This window comes from Pseudomonas sp. efr-133-TYG-23 (assembly GCF_030209215.1).
In the GTDB taxonomy this organism is placed as follows: domain Bacteria; phylum Pseudomonadota; class Gammaproteobacteria; order Pseudomonadales; family Pseudomonadaceae; genus Aquipseudomonas; species Aquipseudomonas rhodesiae.
In genome coordinates this window covers 20,218-44,238 of record NZ_JARVSL010000008.1, presented here as the reverse complement: position 1 = coordinate 44,238, position 24,021 = coordinate 20,218, and the positions used below count along the sequence as shown (strand labels likewise).

Below are 24,021 nucleotides of genomic sequence, written 5' to 3'. Positions count from 1 at the left end.
CTTTATGCTCCATCCTGGAGGCGCGGCGCCGGAACGCCGCGCCCGTGCATCACGCCACGATGTCGCTGACCGCTGCCTGGCCAACGGTGGTGACGAGGAAATCCGCCACGCCGTGCCCGGAGAAGTCGACCGCCAGAGTACCCAGGTTGGTGCCTGAGGCGTAGCTCAACACGGCGTCGCCGGCATGCCCGGTGAACGCATTGACGAAGGTCAGGCCCGCGCCTTTGGTGATGCCGCTGAGGTCGATCTTGTCCGCACCGGAGGTGAAGTCAAAGATTTTGTCCGCCGCACCGGGCTTGGAATCGGAACTGGCACCGAACACAAAGGTGTCGCTGCCCGCACCGCCCCATAGCTGATCCGCCCCGCCACCACCGTAGATCAGGTCGTTGCCGGCCCCGCCTTTGATGATATTGGCCGCGTTATTGCCGATGATCAGGTCGTTACCCGCGCCACCGAACGCGTTTTCCACGGTCACGCCCTTGGCGATGGACACGTTGCCCACCAAGCCGCCCACGTCGGAGAACGAGGTTTCATTGAGGTTGATTTTCTGGTTCTGGGTAAAACCGGAGAAGTCCAGGGTGTCGTTGCCGCCACCGTCCCACACCGAGAACACCAGTTTGTCGGCGTTGGAGGTGGCGCTGAGGAAATCACGCCCGGTGTTGGAGTTGAACCCGTAGGTGGTGTCGCCGGCACGGGTGTTGTAGTTGGCACCGTAGAGCTTCTGGATCGCGGCGATGTCGTCGATCAGCGGGCCGGAGGCGTAGGCTTCCACGCCGCCTTTGCTGAAGTTCTGGTTGGTGTTGCTTTCGCTCCAGTAACTCATGACGCTGTAGCCACGCGTGTCCTGTCCATAGGACGCGTCGTTGTAGGTCGGGTTGCCATTCCCGGCGTTGTAGTCGCCAGGGTGAGCCAGGCCCAGGGTGTGGCCGATTTCGTGGGTCAGGGTCTGCCGGCCATAGTTGTTCAGGTCCGGGGTTTTGTTCGGCGTGTAGCTGCTGTTGGTCAGGTACCACGAGGTGCCGTCGTAACCTGCGCCGGTGCCGGGCAGGTAGGCGAAGGCCGCCGCGCCGTCCTGGCCACCGCTGTAGTTGCCGAAGGTCATGTGGGCATCACCGCCGCTGGCTTTCTCGGTGAAGGTGACATTGGCCACATCCGCCCAGGATTGCATGGCCAGTACGGCCTGTGCTTTCTGCTGCGCGTTGAACTGGCTGAACCCCGAGATGCCATGTTTGTTCATGGTGCTCGAAGAGGCCGAGGTCAGGAAGGTGTAGGTCAGATCGATCTTGCCGTTACCGTCGAAGTCCCGATACGCGGCACCGTCGCGCAGCAGCTGGGTGGCTGCCTGATCGACGGTGTAGGACGGTTTGCCATTGACCGTGAGGTTGCCGCCACGGTCATACAGATGGCTGAAGCTATCGATTTGCGAGTAAGCGGTGCTGGCTTGCGCCAGTGACACGATAGCTTTGTCTTTTACTTTTGACATAAACGTACTTCCTTGTTTGCAAGTGCATCAGTCTTTGGTCGATAGGAACCCCGCTGGCGAGATCGTCCTATCACTCGCCTCTTTTGAAGGCGTAAGAAAACTGACACAACTTGAAATCTTCCGTCTACATCTATTTGCCGGCTTAATAAGTGCAACGCAAACAACACTTGGAAGTCTCAGGCCGTATTCATTGGGTGTGGTGGTTGTCGTCCGACAAAAAACACAGCGCTCCTATTTAAATATTAAATAACCTTAACGCTGCTCAATTTGAACAGCGTCACACAAGAGGCTGGCGATTATATTGTCACGGTGTCATTGGCAACATTAAACCGCCACTACTTAAATGTATTAACCCGCTTGTCCCCCAATACCGGGACATAAGCAGAAGAGTACTTGTGGTGAGCGGGATTTCCCGCTCCACAGTGGCTCAGCGCCCGGTGCGAATGGTGTTCCACACCCGCGTACGAACACGGTCGATATTCAGCGGCATCGCTTCAAGGGCGAATAACTTGCCCATCATGTCCGGGCTTGGGTAAACCTTGGTATCGGCCTTGATGGCCGGGTCCACCAGGCTATCCGCCGCCTGATTGCCGTTGGCGTAGTGCACGTAGTTGGTGATGCTGGCCATCACCTCCGGGCGCAGCAGGTAGTTCATAAACGCGTAGCCGGCCGTTTCGTTGGGGGCGTCGGCGGGCATGGCGACCATGTCGAACCAGATCGCGGCGCCTTCCTTGGGGATGTTGTAGCCGATATTCACCCCGTTCTTGGCTTCTTTGGCGCGGCTTTCGGCCTGCAGGATGTCGCCGGAGAAACCGACGGCCACGCAGATATCGCCATTGGCCAGGTCGGCGGTGTATTTCGAGGAGTGAAAGTAGGCCACGTAAGGGCGCACTTTCATCAGGAGGGCTTCGGCCTTTTTGTAGTCCTCAGGCTTTTTACTGTGGTGCGGCAAGCCCAGGTAGTTGAGCGCCGCCGGCAGCAGTTCCGGGCCGTTGTCGAGGATCGCCACGCCGCATTTCTGCAATTTGGCCATGTTTTCGGGTTTGAAGATCAAGTCCCAGGAATCCACCGGGGCATTGTCTCCCAGCACGGCTTTGACCTTGTCGATGTTGTAACCGATACCGGTACTGCCCCACAGGTACGGGAAGCCATGGGCATTGCCGGGGTCGTTGGTTTCCAGGGCCTTGAGCAGCACCGGGTTGAGGTTTTTCCAGTTGGGCAACTGGCTCTTATCGAGTTTTTTCAGCGCACCGCCCTGGATCTGCCGGGCCATAAAGTGGTTGGATGGAAACACCACGTCATACCCGGATTTACCGGTCATCAGCTTGCCATCCAGGGTTTCGTTGCTGTCGTAGACGTCGTAGGTAAAACCGATGCCGGTCTCTTTCTGGAAGTTTTTGGTGGTGTCCGGCGCGATGTAGTCCGACCAGTTGTAGATTTTCACCGTTTCGGCGGCCTGGCTGACGCAGGCCACCCACATCAAGGGCAACAGGGCAATGGCTTTCATGGTTCGATTTCCTGGCGGTTTTAGGGCTGTTGTTATGGCAGGCGATCAAGGATCAAAGCGTTACAGCATCAAGACGTAGGTCTTGCGCACCGTTTCCTGGATGTCCCAGATTCCGGTGCTGTTGGCCGGCAACATCAGTGCATCGCCGGCTTGGATGTGCAGGGTTTCACCGTTGTCGGGGGTGAAGGTGCAGCGGCCCTGTATAAAGTGGCAAAACTCCTGGGCGCGGATCTGGCGCCGCCAGCGGCCAGGGGAGCATTGCCAGATGCCCGTCTCGACGCCGTCGTTGCGCTCGACGCTCAAGGTGGACGCCACCGCGATCGGCTCGCCCAAGGGCACGGCGACCGGGGACGAATCCGGCAAATGCGCATTCAGCGCGTCTTTGAACTGAGTGATGCTCATGGGGGCTCCCGTGTGTATGAAACGACTTAGTGCATAAAACCTTCCATGAACCCCGCCACGCCCGTGGCGAGCTTGCGCCGCCAGGGCGCGGTGTTGGGGTTGGCCAACACCTGGTCTTCATGGACAAAACTGCGGATGATCGCGTTGTAACCCAGCCAGCGACACGGCTCGGGCTCCCAGGCCTTGAGGGCGTCCAGACCACCCTCGCGGATCACCCAGGGTTGGTGAGTCAGCGGCGTGTCACGGCCCAGAATCAGGTCGGCCAAGGTGCGCCCGCCCAGGTTGGTGGCACCGACACCCTCCCCGCCGTAGCCGCCGGATAGCGCAATACCGGCGCGCTGATCACACAGCATGTGCGGTCGGAAATGTCGCGACATGCCCAGGTTGCCGCCCCAGGAATGGGTAATCCGTACGTTCTTGAGCTGTGGGAAGAGTCCGCCAAACAGGTAGCGACGCAGTTGCACTTCGCTGTCGGTCAAATCGAAGTCATGGCGCAGCTTCCCGGCGAACTGGTAGCCGCCCCGCGCACCGAACACCAAACGGTTATCGGCCGAGCGCTGGCCGTAGGTGACTTGGCGGCTGCTCTCACCGAACGCTTGGCCTTGGCTGAGGCCGATCTCATCCCAAGTGCTGTTCGGCAGCGGCTCGGTGGCGACGATCAAACTTTGCACCGGCAGTTGGTAACGGCCCAGAGGTGGCAAGGTGTTGGCATAGCCCTCCACAGCCGGCACCACCCAGGTGGCGCGTACGCTGGCCTTATCAGTGCGCAGGCTGCCGGACTGCCAATGGGTGACGGGGCTGTTTTCATAAAGGGTGACCCCCATGCCTTCGACCACCCGCGCCAGGCCGCGCACTAGCCTGGCCGGTTGGATGGTCGCCACATGGGGGGCGTAGATCGCGCCATAAGGTTTGGCGATGCGAAGTTGCGCGGCCAGTTGCTGCGGGCTCAGCCAGCGATAGTCGGCTTCGGTCAGGCCCTGGGCGTAGAGTTTGTCCAGATAGCGGCGCAGGCTGGTTTCCTGCTCGGGGTAACGTGCAGCGCAATACAGCGCGCCGCCCTTGCGGTAGTCGCAGTCGATGCCTTCGCGGGCCAGTACCTGGGCCACCTCGTCGGGGATGCCGTGCAGCAAATCAAAGGAAGCACGGCGCTGCTCAGCAGACAGCCCGGCCAGCAGACGGTCTTCGCCCAACAGGTTGCCCATCAACCAGCCACCATTGCGGCCCGATGCGCCGAAGCCGGCGGTTTGCGCCTCGATGATTGCGATGTTCAGCTGCGGCGCCTGACGCTTGAGGTAATAGGCCGTCCACAACCCGGTATAACCGGCGCCGATAATGGCCACGTCGACATCCAGGTCATGCGTCAGGGATGGCCGCGCCACCAGCGGCTCGTCCACCTGATCCATCCATAAGCTGATGTTGCGCCATACCGACATGCCCATTCCCTCTACCGCGTTTCGATAGACGGGATCCTAGAGGGCGGCGTCAGGGGCTGTCTTGCGCGCGTGCACGCAGAGAAATTTGTTTGACATAGGCCTTGGGCGACTGGCCGGTGTGCTGCCGAAAGGCACTGTAGAACGCCGAGAGGGAATTGAAGCCCGCGGCAAAGGCCAGTTCGTCGACCTTGATCGGCGCCTGGGCGGTGTTCAGCGCGGCCAGCAAATGCTGGAGTCGCGCCTGGTTGACGTAGCGGTAGAAGCTCTGCCCCAGCACCTGATTGAGCAGGTAGGAAATTTGGTTGCGGCTGTAACCGCATTCCTTGGCCACCCGCTGCAAGTCCAGTTCCGGGTCGAGATAGGGTTGCTTGCTGTCGAAATACTGCTGCAAGTCGTTGGCCATATGCCCCAGTTGCTGGGGCGACAGCCCAAGGCGGCTGACCGTGGGCCGCAGGGCTTGGGCCGGTTGCTCATGCACCAGCGAAGCGTATTCATTGACGCGCCAGATCAGCCCATCACGCACGGTAATCGCCTCGCTGGTGCGGAAGGACACCAGCCCCTGACCACCACGCAGCGTGATGCGGTACTGGATAAACGCCGTGTCGCCGTCGGCACGGATGCGGTCGGTGTGCTCGATCGCCTCGTCCGCCGCGCGCGGCATGCTCGCCTGCAGGTATTCACGTAGCTCTGCGTAACCGATCACACGGTTCTGGAAAAAGTCGTGGTATTGGATGTCCGGATGGTAGTAGGCCATTACTCCGTCCAGGTCGCGATGACGCCAGCAAAGGTGATGACGCAGCACCAGTTCGCCCGTGGCGTGGGTGAGCTGGCTGTCGGCGTCGGGGGCGATGTCGGGCATAAAGGGCTCTGGGGGCGGATAAAGCGTGGAGATTGCCGAAATTCCGCCCTGCCTTCAATGTGCAGGCACTGCAGCCGAATAATGGCCTTTAGCCAACTTTTGGACAGGGCATGATCCATGTCAAGGGAAAGGCAAACAACCGCCGAACGGGGCGAAAAAAGTCACATTGGCGTTGCGAACGAATGCTATTTTTAAGTCCTACACGCCTCGACCAGTGACGGTCCTGGCCCCCTGCCGCGAGCTAAAGGAAGCGCTCAATGAACAAGGTGGGCAACATGAACAAAGTGACGTTCCCCAACGCCTGCCAGCTGATGCGCTGGCATTTTCATCCGATGGGTTTTGAAGGCAGCATGGATGCGCCGGGCAGCATGGTCGCCCGCCTGTTCGACCGCGCCAGCGGCGAAACCCTGATCGCCATCGCCGGCATCCCCTGCGCCACGGTGATGAACGCCGCCGATGTCGAGCGGATTATCGAGGCAGTGGAGGATGAGTTGGAATCCTTTGTGCCACCGCTCTCGTTGCAGGCCTGAACCGATTCACAGCACCGGGAGGGCATGCTCCCTCCCGCAGGGCCTTCAGTGACGGTGATCGTCGAAAAACGCCTTTTTGCCATCCACCCGCTCCGAGGCCCTGGGCATATTCGCCGCCTGGCCTTCGGGCTTCTCCACGTACCAATAGCAATGGCTGACCGCCCGCGTGATGCCGACGTACGCCAAGCGCAGCACCTCGTCCTTTTGCGCGGTGTCATAGGGCTCGTTGTCGCCGTCCTTACCCAAGCCGGCCATGCGATACACCTGGTTTTTATACGGCGAGCGGGTGACGTGCTGACAATCCCCCAACAGGAAAACCGCGTCCGCTTGCAGGCCCTTGGCACTGTGAAAGGTCAGTTGCTTGAGCCGACGCGAGTGAGCGGGCAAGCTAGAATCCAGATTAACTACAGACTGAATATGCTCCTGAATCAATAACTTATCGCTACTTTTTCGATACAGCATCAACACTGATTCGCCACGCTGATAATGCTCCAGCAAGCGTCGCCCCAATGCTGCATCGTCACGCTCGAGCACACTGACCGGCACCAGAGCCTTGGGCGCACCGCTGGCCTTAGCCTTCTTACCCGGGATCGACGGCGCGGCACGCACGATGTGCTCGGCTGCGTCGATGATGTGCTGGTGGCTGCGATAATTCTCGCTCAGCATCACCCGGGTGGTGCTCGGTGACGGGAATTCCTGGTCGAAGGCCATAAAGTACTTGGGCGAACTGCCCCGCCAGCCGTAGATCGATTGCCAGTCATCACCCACACACAGCAACGACGAGTATTGCGCGCCGCGCCCCACGTGCATGGCCGGGCCGCGACTGCGGATCTCCCGCAGGCTGGCGCGAATCCATCCAACGATTTGCGGTGATACGTCTTGAAATTCGTCGATCATCAAGTGGGACAACGGTCTTAACAGCGGGTCGCTGAGCAGCTTGAGGTTTTCTGGGGTGTTTTCGCCGAACAGCGAGAACATGCGGTTGTAGGTCATGATCGGTGGCTTCTGGTCGAGCAAATGGTCTTCCAACGCCTTCCAGAAAATACTCAACGCTTCGAAGAACAAGCGGTCCGGATCATCCTTGGCGAAACTCATGCGACCTACGGCGCTGGGCACGTCCAGTCCGAGGTTCTCGATAAAGCCTGCGGCCGTGACAAAACAGTCCAGCAGCGGCGCCGATGTCAGCTCACCTTTGACCTTGTAATCAAACCCTGGCCCGGCACTGGCATCATCGGCCAGGCAGCTGAGCATGCGCTTGGATGACTCATAACTATCTAGCCATATCAACGGCTTACGACAGAAAGCTTGAAACAGGGTGCGCTTTACCGCCCACTCTGCGCGCACTGACAGCTTGGCATTGGGGCGGCTGACCTGGGGGTTTTCCCGTGGGTCGAAGCCCAGTACTACCCACGCGTCCAATTCGGCAATGTAGCCATGGCAGTGGAAATGCGCGCCATTGATTTCAACAGTTTGGCGATTCGGCTCAATGCCCTTGATCGGCCAGGCCCCGACGCGAAACCACAGGTCCTCGATGAAATCGCACAATTCTTCGTCACGCTGGGCGGCCAGCTCAGTCACCGCCATGCGTTTTTGCACGTCCGGATGGTCGCGCTCCAGTTCTTTGAGTTGTAACCCGTGGCGCGCCAGCGGCGCGATCAACTCGCGAAAACGCGGATGCTGGCGATGCAGACGCTGGTAGCAGGCGTTCAGGTGCTGGCGCTGGGCATCGTTGATACGCAGATCGAACGGGTTGCTGTCGGCATCGTCGAAGCCCGCCTTGAGGTTTTCGAACGCCTGCAAACGCTCGAAGCCCGGCAGGCTGCGCACCATCGGCAGGATGCGCGAGTGGAACGTGCGCACCACCGCCTGTGCCTCTTTGGCATCAAGGGGTTGGCCCCACAGGCTCATAATCTCCATAAGCTTGCGAATGAAATCCTGGCGTGACTCGCGGGTAAACGTCACCACGGTCATCGAGCTGAGCTCGAAGCCCAGGTAATGGGTCAGCAGCAGGATACGCAACACCAATGACGTGGATTTGCCCGCGCCGGCCCCGGCGATCACCGAGGTTGAGGGTGTCTCGCTGAAGATCATCTTCCACTGGGCCGTACTCGGTTGAGCGTGGGGCGGTAAGAGACGGGCGACGTCGGCCTTGATGCGCTTCTTGATGTCGGCGGTCAGCGGCAGGCGCCAGTCATCGAACAGGCTGTCGTCTATTCCGGGAGCTGTGTGCGCGTCCGGGCGAAAATCGCGGATCAGCAATACTTGCCGCCCCTCCTCGATGCCATCGGCCTTGCCCTCGCGATAACCGTATTCCACGCCCGCTTCATGCCCACTGCGAAAACCATCGGCTTGCCCATGCAGCCAGGAAAACCGGTGCTGGGCGCGCAGGCGGGTCAGGCCATGACCAAACAGACGCGCCGCCAGGCGTTTGAACAACGGCATCTGAGCCAGGGGTAGCAGTTCTGGGGGCAGATCAGGCTTTTGTTGCGACACGCGGACTCCTGCAATGGGCTGGGATGTGAGCAGTGCCCATGGTCGCCGGAATCGCCGCGCAGTACCAGCCAATTGCTGTGCCATCAGGCAGTTAGGCGATGAAGTGAAAGTTGAAACGCGGCAATCCAATCGAATCAGTCGATAAGAATGGAGCGTTTTTTACGCTTTTTCTCGATCAAGCGCTGCTGGATGATAGGCACCATCCATAGGAGACGATCATGCTTGAACTGCGACCTTTCAGCGCCCTGGGCGGCGCCCACCACGGTTGGCTCGATGCCCATCACCACTTTTCCTTCGCCGACTACTACGACCCCAAGCGCATGCACTGGGGCAACCTGCGGGTATGGAACGACGACATTATTGCCCCGGGCACGGGCTTTCCCCAGCACTCGCACCGCGATATGGAAATCATCACTTATGTACGCGAAGGCGCCATCAGCCACGCCGATAACCTGGGCAATAAAGGCCGCACCGAGGCTGGCGATGTGCAGGTCATGAGCGCTGGCACGGGGATTGCCCACAGCGAATACAACCTGGAAGCCACGCCAACCAAGATTTTCCAGATCTGGATTATCCCCAATGAAGCAGGCCTGCCCCCATCCTGGGGTGCCAAGCCGTTTCCACAGGGTGAGCGCGAAGGCTTCGTCACCTTGGCCAGTGGCAAGGCCGGCGATAGCGAAAGCCTGCGCATTCGTGCGGATGCGCGCCTGGTGGCGGCGAACCTGAAAGCCGGTGAAGTCGCTGAGTACCGCCTGGAGGGCCGGCGCCGAGCGTATCTGGTGCCAGCCACCGGGGTGATTGAGGTTAATGGTGTACGGGCGCAAGCCCGTGATGGCGTAGCGATCGAGGATGAACAGCTGTTACGGGTTACGGCCATTGAGGACAGTGAGATCGTGCTGGTCGATCTGGCTTGACCTGACGCCTTACAGCCAAAATCGGCGGCGACGCCTGCCCCCCCTTGGCGGCAGGTCAGTCCCTGGACCAGTGGACTGAAATGCCGCCATCGGGGGCAAGCCCCCTCTTACAAAGCGTTGCGGTGTTATTCGGCGATGGCGCCGTCTACCAACACCTGCGCCTCTTGCACCAATCGCTTAAGGTGTTCTTCACCCACAAAGCTCTCGGCATAGATCTTGTAGATGTCCTCGGTGCCCGATGGGCGTGCGGCGAACCAGCCGTTTTCGGTCATCACTTTCAGGCCGCCGATGGCCTGGTTGTTACCCGGCGCGTGGCTGAGGATCTGCTGGATGCGCTCGCCGGCCAGTTCGGTGGAGGTCACCTGTTCCGGCGACAGTTTGCCCAGCAGGGCTTTTTGCGCTGGGGTGGCCTTGGCGTCGACACGAATGGCGAACGGTTCGCCCAGGGCATCGGTCAGGCCACGGTACAGCTGGCTGGGGTCCAGGCCTTTGCGCGAGGTCATTTCCGCCGCCAGCAACGCCGGGATCAGGCCGTCTTTGTCGGTGCTCCACACCGTGCCGTCTTTGCGCAGGAACGATGCACCGGCGCTTTCTTCACCGCCGAAGCCCAGGGAGCCTTCGAACAGGCCGTCGGCAAACCACTTGAAGCCCACCGGCACTTCGTACAAACGTCGGCCGATGCGCGTGGCCACGCGATCGATCAGGCCACTGCTGACCACGGTCTTGCCTACGGCAGCGTCGGCGCGCCAGTCAGGACGGTTCTGGAACAGGTAATCGATGGACACGGCCAGGTAGTTGTTCGGCGCCAAGAGGCCGCCGGACGGGGTGACGATGCCGTGGCGATCGTGGTCCGGATCGCACGCGAAGGCCACGTCGAAACGCTCCTTGAGGCCGATCAAGCCTTGCATGGCGTAGCTGGAGGACGGGTCCATGCGGATCTGGCCATCCCAGTCGACGCTCATGAAGCGGAAGGTGGCGTCGACTTCGGTGTTCACCACCTCCAGGTTCAGACGGTAGTGCTCAGCAATCGCCGACCAATAGCGCACCCCTGCTCCGCCCAGCGGATCGACGCCCAGGCGCAGGTCGGCGCTGCGGATGGCGTCCATATCGATCACGTTAATCAGGTCGGCCACGTAGCTATTGAGGTAGTCATGGCGATGGGTGGTGTCGGCTTTGAGCGCCTGGGCGTGGGTGATACGTTTGACCCCAACGAGCCGGTTGGCCAATAGCTCATTGGCCTTGGCTTCGATCCACTTGGTGACGTGGGTGTCCGCCGGACCACCGTTAGGCGGGTTGTACTTGTAGCCGCCACTTTGCGGCGGGTTATGGGAGGGCGTGATCACAATGCCGTCAGCCAAGCCGCTGGTCCGCCCGCGGTTATAGCAAATGATCGCGTGGGAAATGGCCGGGGTCGGTGTGTATTCGTCGCCTTCGGCCAGCATGACATGGACGCCGTTGGCGGCCAGGACTTCCAGCGCGCTGGCACCGGCGGGAGTGGATAATGCGTGGGTGTCCAGGCCGACGAACAGCGGGCCGTTGATGCCCTGGGCTTCGCGGTACAGGCAGATGGCCTGGCTGATGGCCAGAACATGCCATTCGTTGAAGCTCAGCTCGAACGAATTGCCACGGTGCCCGGAGGTCCCAAACGCCACGCGCTGGGTGGAGATCGCTGCATCAGGCTGGCCGGTGTAGTAAGCCGTGACCAGTCGCGGGATATCCACCAGCAATTGGGCCGGTGCCGGTTTGCCCGCAAAAGGACTGATTGTCATGCATAAACCTCGGAAAGGAAGAATTCGGAAAAAATGCCAGTTTACTGAGAGTTGGACTACTGCGCGACGGTATCGATCCTACACACACAACAGAATTTTCAACCCGTTTGCGCCTGGCGCAACGCGTCGCTCAAAGCCATCAGCGCACTCTCCAGGCTCGGCTGCCCATTAAAGGCATGACTTACACGCAAATACTGATGATGCAACCCGCTGACGCTGAACAGTTCCCCAGGCGCGATCACGACCTGCCGCGCCAGCAGATACTGGAATACCTGGCGCATATCCACCGCACGGTTCGAGCCCAGCCAGAACGTAGCGCCAGCCGCCGGTACGCGATACGTCACTTGATCCCCCAGGTGGTGGGCCAGGCGCAAGCCCATGTGCGCGGCTTGCTCGCGCAGTTGCTGACGCAACGCGCACAGATGCTGCTCGATACGACCGCTCTGGTACAAACGAGCGATGGCGCGCTGCCGTATTGACGATAAGCGGAAAGAACGCAAAAGAAACTGGCGTTGCAACTCCGCACTCATGCGCCGACTTAATAAGTAGCCGTAGGGCGCTTCCGAGCCGAGGATTTTCTCGAACGACGAAAACACGATTAGCCGATCAGGGTTGACCAGGTCGCGCAAAGGCGTGTGTGGCACCTCCCGGCTCAACTCGCCGAGGCTGTCGTTTTCCAGCAGCCAGCAGCCGTAGTGATCCAAGCGCTGCGCCACGGTCAGACGATCCTCGGCCGACATCGCCACGCCTGAAGGCAAGCTGACCGCCGATGAGAGCAACACCAGATGCACAGGTTCATCGCGCAACAGCCGCTCCAGGGTTTCACTGTCCAAGCGCCCCTGGACAGTCCAGGGCAGCTCGATCACGCGCACGCCGGCATCCTGCAACAGCCGCAGAATCAGCCAGTCGCAAGGCGATTCGACGATCACCGTGGTGCCTTTGAGCCCCAGCACTTCGACCAAAATATCCAACACGCCACGCAAATCGGCACCGATGTAAACATCGTCGGCGTGCCAGCACCGCGTGGGTGACGAGGTATAACGCGCGGCCAGCGCTGCCCGCAGCTCCCACACCCCGCACGGCTGGACCCACGGCTGCAAATGGCCGGGATACTGGCGCACCAACTCACGCTCCAGGCGCAGCAAGGTGGCATCCAATGAAGCTTGCAGCGCAGGCTCATCGCCGCTGAGCACCACCATTGCGGGGCGCCGGGCCGCAGCGTAAAGCCGGTCGAGCAAGTCCCCGCCCAACCACGCCGTAGGATTGGCCGACATCGGCCAAGCGTAATAACCGGACTTGGCCACCGAATAGACCCGGCCTTCTTTCTCCAGCAACGAGTAGGCGTATTGGATCGTCGATATCGACACGTTCATGCGAGCGGCCAACTGGCGCAGCGACGGCAATTTTACCCGGGTGTCCGTGCTGACCTCGTTGATCAGGTTGATCATGTAGCGATAGACCGCCTGATAAGCGAAATCCGCCTGGCGCTCGCCGCGCTGGGTCATCGCCCGGACAATTGAAAGGCCGGGATCGCGCCATGCGCCACGGCACGGTCACTGCGCCGCTGACCGTTGGCGCAGGTCAAGGGTCGTTTGCGATACAGGTGTTGCAACAACGGCAGGGGTAGGCCGCTGGTGTCGGTAAACCATTGTTGCAGCATCTCGGCCGACGGCTTGCCCTGCAACGCTTTGTGCAGTTCGGGCAGTGCCACAAGCATGCCGGGATGGCACTGGCGCAGATAACCTTCCAGCCGCTGACCGTGATGAATGAACGGTGAAGACAGCAGGCAGACCAATTGGGTTTCATCCAGGCCGAAGAATTGCTGGGCAAAGGTGCTCGACAACAAACGCCCTTCGCGGGAGCTGGCCTCGGCGAACAATTCCTCGGGCATGCGCAGGCGTCGCATGTAGTGAGCGGCCTGCTGGACGAAGCCGTCTACACCGTCTTCATAATCGAGATCGCGCAGGCATTCGGCTTGCAGGCCCCGCAAATGCGCCATCAGCAACGGATTGGAATAGCTTGGGTGGCTGAAATGAAAGCCCAGCGGATCGGGGGTATACGCCATGAAATCGGACAATAGCGTCGCGGATTGCAGGTCGACGTCCTTGAGCAGATCGTCAATGCCGATGTAAGCCAGATGGCGGTGTCCTGAAGGGCTGGGGTTCTCATGCGCAACGTAGTGTTCGCCATAGACATCGCGGTAGTAGCCGGTGCTCCACTCGTCCATGCGTGCGAACAATTCGGTAAGCGACCGCGACCGCCCCTTGGCTGGGGGGATGCCAGCGCCTTCGGCGGTTCTTTTCAGCCAGGCGAGAAACTGGCTTTGCTTACGTGGGGAGTCACCGCTGACCAAGGCGTGAACTCCGCCGTTCCAAGTCGTGACGCGCTGGTAGAAATCGCCGAGAGCCAGGTAGGTTTCATTGCACAATGCCGCGCGACAGTCCCCGGAACTCAGGTGCCCCACCATCAGCATATTGCGCTGGCTGTTCGCGCGCCCGACCGCAGACGCGGGACGCAGGTGATTGAAGGGATGGACCTCCTGGTTTTCCACCATGAGTAATTCGACGCGTGAGTCATCGTGCAGAAACAGGCGGTTGTAACCCCGATTGAGCGTATCGAGTTGCCCTTCGGTCATGCCGGCGTGGCGTAACGTCGCCACGCGTAACTGAAACGTTCGGGGAGCGCGACCAGCGATCGTCAACTGCGCGGCGCGTAACAGCGCCAACGTGTAACTGCTGACCTCGCCTCCCCCATGGGCCACCAGCACTTTGTAATCCCCGACCTGCTCCATGCCCCCTGCGGCCACCACAATGCGTTGGACCAACAACTGGAGTGCCGTCCTGCCCGAACGAGTAAAGTGCCCGATCAAACGCTGCAGAACTTGCTGATAAACATGATTCATAGCCTGTTCGTGAATAGTGCTCATAGTTGTACTACCTGAGTTGAAATATCAGTTTCAAGCTACTGCTGACAGTTTCCGCTTGACCCATTGCGCATGTAGGAAATTCGCCCTTCGCACCGTGCGCCGATAACTAGACACTAGCACCGCGCAACGAAATGACTCGCTTTGATCACCGAGAAGCGTTGCCAGCATGATCTGCGCAACCCACTGATATCAGTGGATAAACTTCATATTTTTGTCATTCCTAGGAAGGCTCTGACATTTTCCTACACAGCTTTAACCAATTATTTAAAGAAGCGTCCGACAAATACACTCAAGCAACTTTCCAGGCTTTCGATCAGTGAGTTGTTATCAACCCACTTTTTTTCAAAAGTCCAAATGAGTGATGCACTCGTAGTTCGAGTGATGGTCGGTAGCGGCATCATGAATTCAATCATTGCTCAATCCTTGAGATGAATGTGAAGTCGCAATTATCAGTGATGGATTAATGATTAATAGATACAGAACTTGGTCGAAAACCAGTGCAGATGAACAGCCGAAGGCATGTCGAATGGGCATACACAACAACGCCGCCCTGGGATTCAGTGCGGCGTCGGGGGACAAGAGCAGGATTCAGGGACTGAAGAGCCTGATCGGCACTTCACGAAGGGCGAGGCTTAAGCCCTGTCAAATGGCGCATTTGCCCCATGCGCCAGCTGGCCGAAACAGCCGATTACGAATCTTCCTACGCGCTAAACAGCTTCAACCTGCAACGCCACACGCTCTCGGCACGGGCATTCGTCCATATAGCGGTGTGCTTCCACGAACTGATTGAACGGGAACACCGTGGTTTTCAGCGGCACCAGTACGCGGTCAGCAGTCAACTGGTTGATGTCACGCAAGGCCCGTTGCAAAGCGACCTGATCCTGGACAATGCCCAGTTCCGGCTTGCCGGTGAAATTGCCGATGCAATGCACATAGAACTGAATATTCTTCTGAAACGCCGCACACGCGGGGAACGGCGTCTGGTTGCCGCCCTGCAGCCCGTACAGAACCAGGCTGCCGCGCGGCGCCAGTACATCGCCAAGCAATGACATCTGCGGACCACCCAGGCCATCGAATACCACGTCTACGCCGCGATTGTCGGTGAACTTGTTGATCTGCATAAGCAGGTCCTGCTCTTCGGTGACGATTACCTTCTCGGCCCCAAGCGACAGCAGATACTCGCGCTCTGCGCTGTCCTTGGTCGCGGCGATCACCCGTACACCCAAGGCCTTGCCCAACTGCACAAAGGACGGGCCCGCACAGTGGCTGGCATCCGTGACCAATGCAAACTGCCCCGGTTTGACCCGTGCCAGATCCATGTAAGCAAAATAGGCAATCAACAGCGGCGTGTAATGCACGCTCGCTTCGATGGGGGTCAACACGTCCGGATAGCGCGTCAGGGCCGAACGGGGCAGGACGATCTGCTCGCCATACACCGGATAGTCATTGGGGCTTTCGGCCGGAAAACTGGCCACTTTATCGCCCACGGCCAAATCCTCCACGCCATCGCCCAAGGCGACGACCACCCCTGCCATCTCATGGCCCAGGCCCGAAGGAAGACGTGCGTGGGAAGACGCCAAGTTCTGGCGCCACAAAATGTCATACCAACTGATGCCAATCGCTTCGACACGCACCTGCACTTCGCCCGGTGCGGGCAGCGCGGCTGCATGCTCTTCGCATTTGAGCACCTCGGCCGGACCAAACTTGTGAAAACGGATCGTGCGGGACATCGCAAACCTCGCCAAATTAACCTCTAATGCCATGAACTTTATCTGGGCTTTCCTGGCAAGACCATCGGTCACCATTAATAGTCGACATGCCTGTCATTGATTCCGCGTCTGATGAATAGACCTTAAGTATCGTAGGAAAACTCAATTAGCCGGTGCAGAGTACCAGTCTTTCCCCGTAAGATTCATGCCGGTCATGCTGCAAGAGGGAACCCAACGGCTCCCTGTGACTGCTCTCGTCAAGTTTGCTGACTCTTCCAGGACACAAGATGAACCGTAACGACCTGCGTCGTGTCGACCTGAACCTCTTGATCGTATTCGAAACCTTGATGCACGAGCGCAGTGTGACCCGCGCCGCCGAGAAATTGTTCCTCGGCCAGCCGGCCATCAGCGCCGCGTTGTCGCGCCTGCGCGGTTTGTTCGACGACCCGCTGTTCGTGCGCACCGGGCGCAGCATGGAACCTTCGGCCCGCGCAGTGGAAATCTTCGCCCTGCTCTCGCCGGCCCTGGACTCGATCTCCACTGCGGTCAGCCGCGCCGCCGAATTCGACCCGGCGACCAGCAATGCGGTATTCCGCATCGGCCTGTCCGACGATGTTGAATTCGCCCTGCTACCCCAGTTGCTCAAGCGCCTGCGCGCCGAAGCCCCCGGCATCGTGCTGGTGGTGCGCCGCGTCAACTACATCCTGATGCCGAGCCTGCTAGCCTCCGGCGAAATCTCCATCGGCGTCAGCTACACCGCCGACCTGCCGGCCAACGCCAAGCGCAAAGTGCTGCGCCGCAGCCTGCCTAAACTGCTGCGCGCCGACAGCGTGCCCGGCTCCCTGAGCCTGGACGACTTCTGCGCCCGCCCCCATGCCCTGGTGTCGTTCGCCGGCGACCTGAGCGGTTTTATCGATGAAGAGCTGGAAAAACTCGGGCGCAAGCGCCACGTCGTACTCGCCGTGCCGCAATTCAATGGCCTGGGCACCTTGCTGGCCGGCACCGACATCCTCGCCACCGTACCGGACTACGCGGCCGAAGCCCTGACCTCGGCCGGCGGCTTGCGCGCAGAAGACCCGCCGCTGCCGGTGCGCAGTTTTGAACTGCACATGGCGTGGCGCGGTTCACAGGATAACGATCCGGGAGAGCGCTGGTTGCGGTCGCGTATTCAGATGTTCTTCGGGGACCCCGAGAGTTTGTAACAGAGTTCTACTATGTTCTATAAAGGCTTATAAAACATCTGCTTACAGCATCTGTAATCCATGGACGTCCGTCCAATACCAAGGGGTTCTGACGCTTTTGGGGGCATAATTGGGGGCATATTTTCATTTTTTAAAAAATGATGCCCCCACTTATGCACGCCCGAGAAGGCGCTCTGTTCAAGCGTAAACTGACCGACGCTTTCGTACGCGCACTGACTACCCCTGGCAAACATGCCGATGGCGAAGTCCCCGGTCTTTACTTGGAGGTGAGCGCGTCACGCAAAATCGGAAACCCTCCTTCCAAGTTCTGGCGCTTGAAATATCGCCTGTATGGCAAGGAAAACCAGTTTTCGATTGGTTCGTACCCGGATATCGGCCTGAAGGAGGCGCGAGAGATTGCCCGCAGAGCACGCCGCGACGTGGCGAACGGCATCGCGCCGCTTAAGGCTAAAACCGCCAAGATCGAGGCACAGCGGCTCAGTGAACAGCGCACCTTCGCCTTCGTAGCTGAGCAGTGGATGACTTTCAAGTCTGCCCATCTGGTGAGCAAATCCATCGCGGGTTTTCGCGGAGCCTTGAGAAACCACATTTTGCCCGCAGTCGGCAGTAAACCGGTCAGCGAGATCAAGCTTGAACACGTCACCGCCATCATCACGGCACTGCGCCAGCAACGTCTCATGGCTATGGCCCGCCGTGTACGCACAATCATCCGTTCCATCCTCGGCTTCGCTGAAGGCCGCGGCTGGGTGGAGCGCAACGTGGCGCTCAGCAATGTCGAGGAGTTGAGGATTCGCCACGTCGTTACCAGCAATCCGGCGATTGAAAGGCCAGCCGATCTGGGCAGGTTCCTTTTACGCCTGGATGAATGCGATGACGGCAGTGTGGCCAACGCGATGCGCCTGTTGGTCATGTTGCCAGTGCGCCCTGGCGATCTCGTGCGGATGCGCTGGGAAGATGTCGACCTGGTCGGCGCCGATTGGCGCTACGTAGTGAGCAAGACCAGACATCTGGACAAAAGCAAACACATCGTGCCCTTACCTGAACAAGCACTCATCCTGTTGCGTAAGCTCAGACAAACGCGCGTGGTGGACGACAAAGGTCAAGGTTGGGTGTTCGTCTCGCCGGTCTATCCAGGCCGCCCGATCAACCCGACGTCAATGCTCAAGTCGTTTCAGCATATCTGGCCGGAGTACGGCATCACTGCCCACGGCTTTCGTGCCACCTACAGGACTATTGCCCACGAGCACCTGGGAATTGATCCCATCGTGCTTGAATTGTCGCTGTCCCACCGGATGCCAGGTGCACTGGGGGCTGTGTATGCACGCGCGCAACTGCTAGCGCAGCGCCGGGAAGCGGCTCAACAGTGGGCTGACTATTTGGACCTGTTAAGACAGAACGCCGCGCGAGTGACGACAGATTGACGATGAGAATAAAAATCAGATAGTGGAGCGGGAAACGAGACGCTTACTAGCCATCTATCCCTATGAAATCGTTGAAGTTTTAAGATCACAACGCTTTCTATGGACCGGATTATTGACTACTTCTTTGGGCATGGCAAGCCTGTGAATAGCGCGGCTTACTGCATTGGCCGTTCTGACCTTCGGGAGACGCGGCAAAGCGCAGTTGACCGGCTAGTGAAGCCTTAGCTTCTCGTGCCTTTACATGCGGGAAACTTGGAACACCCCCAGAACTGACGCCCCGCATGCTTCCCCTTACGTGCGGTACGACGAACCATGGAAGCGCCGCAACTCGGGCAAGCGTTTGTTGCAGATGAACGCGTGGTAATCGACACCGACGAACGAGAGGTCACCGGCGCTGGCTGGGCTCTGCTCGGCTGTATCTGCGTTCTTTTGGGAACATCGATGGAGATTGCAGCTGGCGCAGGCACACTAATCCCCAACGCAGCACAATCATGTTGGGCGATTGCACGCGCTTGGAGTGCATGCGAGAGCGCCTGATCTGGTGCGTTTTTGGCAGAAAGGCAGCGTGGTATAGCAGCTTGCAAAGCAGCCAATCCCGACTGAATTTTTCTTTGGAACTCTATTTGTTTAGTTGCGAACGCCGCACGAGTGGACTGCTCTGCTTGTAGATCGGACGGATCGGGTGTGGCGTTATAGCGGAATTTGCTCTCATGTCCCTGACGCCAAGCCAACATCTTTGCTGTCAGCGCCTCTCCGAAACCTGGCACCGCTCGAACTGCTGAAGCTGTGATGTCCGCAGCCGTCTCAATACCAAAAGAAGCAAGCGTGGCAGTCTTCCCCGCTCCGATGCCAGGTATGGACGCCCGTCGGATCAAAAATCGATCCAGGAAAACTACGCGCTGGCGCTCCTCGCGTGTCAACTTCAGTTGGCTGAGCGCCTGAGCAAGACCCGTTTCGACCTGCCGATATCGAATGACTGTATCTTCCAAATCAGCATGCAAGATATGCATCTCTCGCAGACCAATTTTTTGAAGATAAGCTTGAGACGCCAAGCGCACATTACTGTCAGCATCTTGATAGGCTTTGCGGAAAGGCGTTGAGTCCACTTTATTGGTAGCAAAGACCCGAATTAAACTGAAAAGGCCGAGACCGCCCCACAGCAAGGCTGCTCTTGGAGCGAAAACACAACCAATAATTGCAATTAGTAAAGCGACGCCTCCCATGATCGCTGGATCATGACGCTTACCCTTTGCTTGCGTCACAGCAACGCTGGGGGCAGCGATGGTGCCATTCCAAACCGGCAGAACCTCCTCTGGAACAGGGAGATGCATTGCTCGAATAGCCGCCCACACGCGTTCTAAATCGAAAGGCCCTGCCAACGGCACAGTACCAACAGCCAGACCTTGGGGAAACATTTCGACCCCAGACTGACTCGCCAGCCGACACCACAAACAAGAAGTTGCCGAGCCTGGAAAATAGTGGGTTGATACGTCTGCGCAGCGGCGCAATCCCCTCTCGAGTCCTTGGAGCAAACTGACCCAAGTAGCGGGGTCCGGACGTGACGATGGTGAGAGACCAAACGCGCTTTCCATTGCCGTCGCTATTGATCCAGGATAATCCGCGAGCAGCACAGAGCCGGGCGGCGGCGTGGTACGTGTATCGTTCCGTCGAACCATTGAAAATGCAAAGCGATTCTGTGCGATCGATTGGCCTAAAGATAGATCCGGGCCGCTATAACGGCCGGCATAGGGGTGCTTACCCATCGCAATCAACTGGAAAATAGCAACCGCAAGGCCGAAATTGTCGTGAGCCTGAGTGCGGACGACATTTGCAAGACTACCTCCATGAAGCTCCGGTGGTGTGAAGTCTTCGGTGCCCACCACACAAGGATAAGCGTGGCCTTTCAAACTAAACTGAAAACTGTCGGCATCAATCAATGCGACCGTCGCATCGGGACCTACCAGAACCCCAGAGTGATTGAGGTCACCGATGATACACCCGGCCTGATGCACTGTGGCGACAGCACGTGCGACATTCTGAGCCACGCGGACCAGAAAGCGATAATCAGCCTTTGGAAAGTGCATCTTGCGGGATTTTGGACTGTATAGCTCATGCAGCGCTCGGTATCCCGCCACCAGCCGCATGGTAAAACCGAGAAAGTTGCCAGAGCCATCAGTCACCACTTCGGCCGGAAAAGCCACGAGGGTTGTTGCACCAGCCAATCGCCCGTCAATCATCGCTCGAACTTTGTTCTCGCGGGAACCTCGCAACTCGGACTTGTAGATCTTGACCGCGCAATCTCCGCGCCCTACCAGCGCGTACACATCGCCTTCGCCGCCTTTGCCCAGTTGCTTGTCGAGTCGCTCGGTTTTACCGCCGATCTTGACCTGCGTATAACTCATCGATACGACACCAAAATGAGCGTCTTGTCATCATCCGTGCGTTCACATAGCGAAGGGCTTTGCAAATAACGCGCGAGTGCGTCTGATAACTCAGCAAGGCGCCCATCCGCCCGTGCTTGATCCACCGGTTTGATCATCGGGTCGAAGAAGCGAGCAAAAGGTTGTCGCGTAGCCTGCTCCAGCGCAACGGACTCAAGCCCATCTGAAAAAAGCGCGAACGCGTCGTGCTCCCGATCGAAGCGATAGGTGTGCAGACGAACTTCAGGATCATCGGTAACGAAATAGGTCGTCGAAGCAAACTCACCATTCTCCGGCCAGCAAATGGCCTCCCACACACCCGCCTTGCGCGCCACGAGTGCACTATCGCCGATCTGTAAGGCCAAAACCTGATCTTTGAACACCACGAGCATGACCAGTGTGGCAGCAAATTGTCGCCGAGTTACGCCTCGCTTCTGCGCGACCATAGAAAGATGATCGCGGAGGTGGTCAATCCAGCACATGATCGTTTCGTCGCCTGGTAAAACCTCATGCTGTTTAAACCAGTTACGAAAATCGACCAGCAGAGTGCGACAGACTAACGCTGCCCCCTGCCTACCGTGGCTGGCGCTGCCCGCACCATCAGAAACGATTGCACACATTGCATCTGGGTGGACGCGCATGACGCTAAACGCATCCTGCTTGCGCGTACCCATTCGTAGATGCGACGTGCCAATACACGATGCCGCAGCCCAGCGCCAATGCAGTCTATTCTGCAACTGCCCACCCCGTTGGCCCTGTCGGATTGGCGAGAGGAACCGCATCCCCCGGACTCGATTGCGATACGGCGCTCAGCGAGCTCGATAACCAAGCGAAGAGCTCTCGAAACGCCAGACCTTTCAGCTTGAGAGGTTGACGTGTTCCCAACTGAGTGAGAGTCGACATCTCCGCCCCCTCAACACCGACGGAGTAGAACATGAACTCCTTTCGCTCTTCGCCCTCATGAACACGTCGGCGCGCTTCCTGCCAATTATCCGTAGGTGCACCGTCTGTAATCAGGAAAACCCAAGGCCGGTAATACTTGACGCCGTTGGCTCGGTAACGCTCTTTGCGTTCACGCAACAGATCCAACGCACGCTCAACGGCTTCTCCCATTGGCGTAACACCACTGGCTTCTAACATTTCAGGGAAATAACCATCAACGGTCGTGAACTCGGTTTGAACGTTAACCGGTCCAAAGGTCACCACTGCCAACTCTACCCGCTTCGCTGCCATTGCATCGGCATACAACTCTTCTTTGAAGAATTGCAGCGCATCGTTCAATTGGCGGATTGGCGCGCCATTCATGGACGACGACGTGTCCAACAGCAGTATGCAGGGGCATCGTTGCTCCGGATTCTCTGCAAACTCGGCGTCCGCAAAAGGTTGCTGCTCAAAATCGGTCATCTTGTCCCCTTTCAGTCCCTGACGAAGCAGTCATACGTGATAGCACGATAACATTGCGGATCATAGAACGCACAAAATGATAGCGACAGCCTTCAGCAGCAGCGTCTCTCCCACCCCACCCAGACGCCGTGATGGACAGGCTTGCTACCCGCATCTTCTTCCTCTGAAATTTCCCCGCTGCCTTTACGACCGAAGCGTCTCACCAATTTCCTCAATGGCAGAACCAACGTCATGGCCGGCACGAATCAACTCCGCAAACCGCAGCATCACTGAGGAGCTGACATCGAGGGCCAACGCTATGGTCATCAATTCCCGTATCGGTTCGTCAAGCTCTGCTCCGGCACTAGGTGAACACCCTTGCCCGGTGAGCCAGTTAACAAGGGAAGAGACCATGTGCCCTGAGCTATTTTCGTCAACACCCAGAATTTCACCCAGCACCATCCCCAATGTGCCTACGGGATGCTGGTCCGGGCGACTCCATGCCTTGAGTTCAATAGACTCGCGCTGCACCTTCTCCAAGTTACGCCGAATCTTTCCAGGAATGGTCGCAGCCGCTTTGGGACGGTTGTAGTACTCGCGATTGGCTAAACTTGCGGCGTCTCTGACGACCTTCCAGACCACCGACCAAAGTTGTGAAACGCTGTAGGTTTCCAATGCTGAGCGCATCGTACTTTTTATTTCCTCCAGCTCTTGTCCCGACAGATCATGATGGTAAAGGTCGCACTGGTTAGCCAGATAGCGCATGACATCAGCGACTGAGTAATCAAGCCACAGGTTAAAAAGCCCTTCAGCATTTGTGTACACCCTATCCAACAGGCTACGAATGACCTCATCCGCACTCCTTGATGCGGCATCTGGAACCAAACGGTAGACCACCTGGTCCCTCAACATCCAAATCTCATCGCCCTCCCAATAATAAGTGCCCGGCCTGGCTTTACTGGGATCATCAAGAATCAGTCCAGCCTCACGCAATTGCATAACAAAGTCGCCGACATACCTAGGTGCCAGTCCGCGGCAGTCACCTAGTGTGAAGCCGCCGTTAGTCAATCTCGGCGTAATGGCCCTGTTTAACGCCAACAGAAGGAGCACCTGATTATCCGGTATCTCTGAATAGTCCACCGTACGGCTTGACTGCTTACGGGCATATTCGATCAACTGCCGTTCAAGCTCTGCGGCTTTCGCCTTTTCAGCTTCAAACGCAATCGCGTCCTGGTCGTTCTGACAGGGGGTACAAAGTTTAGTGGATCGCGCAGGGACCTTTTTGGCCTCGGAGCGATTTTTGATTTCGATCAATTTTGCGCAACTAGTACAGACCTGATTTTCATCGAACGCATTGCAACGTTGCCGTATGAAGCTGGCAAGTGTGACACCCTGAGCCATTTCAATAATGCCCCCTAGAGCACTCACCTTTTCGAGATATTGCCCTGACTCATCGACTGCCCAGTAACGCTTAATCAATTCAATTTCTTTTGGATCGTCAGTCAATATTTGTAGCTTGATTGCCATCTAATCGTCCTGTTTCACTTGTGATTACTTGTATGCAGCATTC

The 24,021-nt window shown here is 58.2% G+C and carries 18 protein-coding genes; 4 read left to right on the top strand and 14 right to left on the bottom strand.

The annotated features are described in order from the left end of the window. Window positions 1-49: 49 nt before the first annotated feature. The 5 genes from QRN41_RS04490 to QRN41_RS04470 all read right to left on the bottom strand — a co-directional run bounded on the left by QRN41_RS04490 (window position 50) and on the right by QRN41_RS04470 (window position 5,684). A complete protein-coding gene (locus QRN41_RS04490; protein ID WP_034138123.1) occupies window positions 50-1,483 on the bottom strand; it encodes a serralysin family metalloprotease in 1,434 nt (477 codons plus the stop codon). Window positions 1,484-1,910: 427 nt separating this feature from the next. Further along, window positions 1,911-2,990: a polyamine ABC transporter substrate-binding protein gene (locus QRN41_RS04485; RefSeq protein WP_285421215.1), complete on the bottom strand. Its 1,080-nt coding sequence runs from the start codon at window positions 2,988-2,990 to the stop codon at window positions 1,911-1,913. 60 nt (window positions 2,991-3,050) lie between these two features. After that, window positions 3,051-3,392, bottom strand: coding sequence for a cupin domain-containing protein (locus QRN41_RS04480; RefSeq protein ID WP_034138125.1), 342 nt, complete (start codon window positions 3,390-3,392; stop codon window positions 3,051-3,053). A gap of 26 nt (window positions 3,393-3,418) precedes the next feature. Further along, entirely contained in the window at window positions 3,419-4,825 is a 1,407-nt protein-coding gene (locus QRN41_RS04475; protein WP_285421214.1) for an NAD(P)/FAD-dependent oxidoreductase, read from the bottom strand. 49 nt (window positions 4,826-4,874) lie between these two features. After that, the gene (locus tag QRN41_RS04470; RefSeq protein WP_094065666.1) at window positions 4,875-5,684 is read right to left on the bottom strand and encodes a helix-turn-helix transcriptional regulator; all 810 of its coding nucleotides are present in this window, start codon (window positions 5,682-5,684) and stop codon (window positions 4,875-4,877) included. A 257-nt stretch (window positions 5,685-5,941) separates the two neighbouring features. Between QRN41_RS04470 and QRN41_RS04465 the strand changes: the two genes are divergently transcribed. Next, the gene (locus QRN41_RS04465) at window positions 5,942-6,214 is read left to right on the top strand and encodes a DUF1652 domain-containing protein (protein WP_034097780.1); all 273 of its coding nucleotides are present in this window, start codon (window positions 5,942-5,944) and stop codon (window positions 6,212-6,214) included. A gap of 45 nt (window positions 6,215-6,259) precedes the next feature. Here the strand turns inward: QRN41_RS04465 and QRN41_RS04460 are convergent, their stop codons facing one another. Continuing rightward, window positions 6,260-8,707 (bottom strand): UvrD-helicase domain-containing protein, encoded by a 2,448-nt coding sequence (locus QRN41_RS04460; RefSeq protein WP_285421213.1) that lies wholly within the window; start codon window positions 8,705-8,707, stop codon window positions 6,260-6,262. Between the two features lie 218 nt (window positions 8,708-8,925). Here QRN41_RS04460 and QRN41_RS04455 point away from each other — a divergent pair, with 218 nt between their 5' ends. Continuing rightward, window positions 8,926-9,621 (top strand): pirin family protein, encoded by a 696-nt coding sequence (locus tag QRN41_RS04455; RefSeq protein ID WP_167417199.1) that lies wholly within the window; start codon window positions 8,926-8,928, stop codon window positions 9,619-9,621. 125 nt (window positions 9,622-9,746) lie between these two features. Here QRN41_RS04455 and pgm read toward each other — a convergent pair whose 3' ends face one another. The 4 genes from pgm to QRN41_RS04435 form a co-directional block, all read right to left on the bottom strand. Continuing rightward, window positions 9,747-11,390 carry a phosphoglucomutase (alpha-D-glucose-1,6-bisphosphate-dependent) gene (pgm, locus tag QRN41_RS04450; RefSeq protein ID WP_285421212.1) on the bottom strand — a complete coding sequence of 548 codons (1,644 nt, stop codon included), beginning with the start codon at window positions 11,388-11,390 and terminating at the stop codon, window positions 9,747-9,749. A gap of 98 nt (window positions 11,391-11,488) precedes the next feature. Continuing rightward, window positions 11,489-12,895 carry an aminotransferase-like domain-containing protein gene (locus QRN41_RS04445; protein ID WP_123479761.1) on the bottom strand — a complete coding sequence of 469 codons (1,407 nt, stop codon included), beginning with the start codon at window positions 12,893-12,895 and terminating at the stop codon, window positions 11,489-11,491. Then, window positions 12,892-14,316, bottom strand: coding sequence for a hypothetical protein (locus QRN41_RS04440; RefSeq protein WP_285421211.1), 1,425 nt, complete (start codon window positions 14,314-14,316; stop codon window positions 12,892-12,894). Before QRN41_RS04440 ends, QRN41_RS04445 begins: the two co-directional genes overlap by 4 nt. A 707-nt stretch (window positions 14,317-15,023) precedes the next feature. Beyond that, the gene (locus QRN41_RS04435) at window positions 15,024-16,046 is read right to left on the bottom strand and encodes a zinc-dependent alcohol dehydrogenase family protein (protein WP_285421210.1); all 1,023 of its coding nucleotides are present in this window, start codon (window positions 16,044-16,046) and stop codon (window positions 15,024-15,026) included. Window positions 16,047-16,312: 266 nt separating this feature from the next. On the opposite strand from QRN41_RS04435, the gene QRN41_RS04430 reads away from it, so the two are divergent. Together QRN41_RS04430 and QRN41_RS04425 are read left to right on the top strand one after the other, a co-directional pair. Beyond that, complete coding sequence (locus QRN41_RS04430; protein WP_034113643.1) at window positions 16,313-17,227, top strand: LysR family transcriptional regulator; 915 nt, start codon at window positions 16,313-16,315, stop codon at window positions 17,225-17,227. A 152-nt stretch (window positions 17,228-17,379) separates the two neighbouring features. Then, the gene (locus QRN41_RS04425; protein WP_285421209.1) at window positions 17,380-18,648 is read left to right on the top strand and encodes a tyrosine-type recombinase/integrase; all 1,269 of its coding nucleotides are present in this window, start codon (window positions 17,380-17,382) and stop codon (window positions 18,646-18,648) included. Between the two features lie 221 nt (window positions 18,649-18,869). On the opposite strand, the gene QRN41_RS04420 is transcribed toward QRN41_RS04425, so the two are convergent. The 4 genes from QRN41_RS04420 to QRN41_RS04405 form a co-directional block, all read right to left on the bottom strand. Further along, window positions 18,870-21,050, bottom strand: a complete 2,181-nt coding sequence (locus QRN41_RS04420) for a topoisomerase DNA-binding C4 zinc finger domain-containing protein (RefSeq protein WP_285421208.1) — start codon at window positions 21,048-21,050, stop codon at window positions 18,870-18,872. Next, window positions 21,047-21,805, bottom strand: a complete 759-nt coding sequence (locus tag QRN41_RS04415; RefSeq protein WP_425326808.1) for a PP2C family serine/threonine-protein phosphatase — start codon at window positions 21,803-21,805, stop codon at window positions 21,047-21,049. Before QRN41_RS04415 ends, QRN41_RS04420 begins: the two co-directional genes overlap by 4 nt. After that, complete coding sequence (locus tag QRN41_RS04410) at window positions 21,795-22,472, bottom strand: vWA domain-containing protein (protein WP_094065647.1); 678 nt, start codon at window positions 22,470-22,472, stop codon at window positions 21,795-21,797. The genes QRN41_RS04415 and QRN41_RS04410 overlap by 11 nt, the downstream gene beginning before the upstream one ends. 183 nt (window positions 22,473-22,655) lie before the next feature. After that, window positions 22,656-23,978, bottom strand: a complete 1,323-nt coding sequence (locus QRN41_RS04405) for a hypothetical protein (RefSeq protein ID WP_167417203.1) — start codon at window positions 23,976-23,978, stop codon at window positions 22,656-22,658. Between the last annotated feature and the right edge of the window lie 43 nt (window positions 23,979-24,021).

Bases quoted from the DNA above. Each gene is read 5' to 3' on its own strand.
- QRN41_RS04485 (WP_285421215.1), bottom strand. From the start codon at position 2,990: ATGAAAGCCATTGCCCTGTTGCCCTTGATGTGGGTGGCCTGCGTCAGC.
- QRN41_RS04420 (WP_285421208.1), bottom strand. From the start codon at position 21,050: ATGAGTTATACGCAGGTCAAGATCGGCGGTAAAACCGAGCGACTCGAC.
- QRN41_RS04475 (WP_285421214.1), bottom strand. From the start codon at position 4,825: ATGTCGGTATGGCGCAACATCAGCTTATGGATGGATCAGGTGGACGAG.
- QRN41_RS04435 (WP_285421210.1), bottom strand. From the start codon at position 16,046: ATGTCCCGCACGATCCGTTTTCACAAGTTTGGTCCGGCCGAGGTGCTC.
- QRN41_RS04410 (WP_094065647.1), bottom strand. From the start codon at position 22,472: ATGACCGATTTTGAGCAGCAACCTTTTGCGGACGCCGAGTTTGCAGAG.
- QRN41_RS04405 (WP_167417203.1), bottom strand. From the start codon at position 23,978: ATGGCAATCAAGCTACAAATATTGACTGACGATCCAAAAGAAATTGAA.
- QRN41_RS04465 (WP_034097780.1), top strand. From the start codon at position 5,942: ATGAACAAGGTGGGCAACATGAACAAAGTGACGTTCCCCAACGCCTGC.
- QRN41_RS04490 (WP_034138123.1), bottom strand. From the start codon at position 1,483: ATGTCAAAAGTAAAAGACAAAGCTATCGTGTCACTGGCGCAAGCCAGC.
- QRN41_RS04480 (WP_034138125.1), bottom strand. From the start codon at position 3,392: ATGAGCATCACTCAGTTCAAAGACGCGCTGAATGCGCATTTGCCGGAT.
- QRN41_RS04425 (WP_285421209.1), top strand. From the start codon at position 17,380: ATGCACGCCCGAGAAGGCGCTCTGTTCAAGCGTAAACTGACCGACGCT.
- QRN41_RS04430 (WP_034113643.1), top strand. From the start codon at position 16,313: ATGAACCGTAACGACCTGCGTCGTGTCGACCTGAACCTCTTGATCGTA.
- QRN41_RS04440 (WP_285421211.1), bottom strand. From the start codon at position 14,316: ATGAGCACTATTCACGAACAGGCTATGAATCATGTTTATCAGCAAGTT.
- QRN41_RS04445 (WP_123479761.1), bottom strand. From the start codon at position 12,895: ATGACCCAGCGCGGCGAGCGCCAGGCGGATTTCGCTTATCAGGCGGTC.
- QRN41_RS04470 (WP_094065666.1), bottom strand. From the start codon at position 5,684: ATGCCCGACATCGCCCCCGACGCCGACAGCCAGCTCACCCACGCCACG.
- QRN41_RS04455 (WP_167417199.1), top strand. From the start codon at position 8,926: ATGCTTGAACTGCGACCTTTCAGCGCCCTGGGCGGCGCCCACCACGGT.
- pgm (WP_285421212.1), bottom strand. From the start codon at position 11,390: ATGACAATCAGTCCTTTTGCGGGCAAACCGGCACCGGCCCAATTGCTG.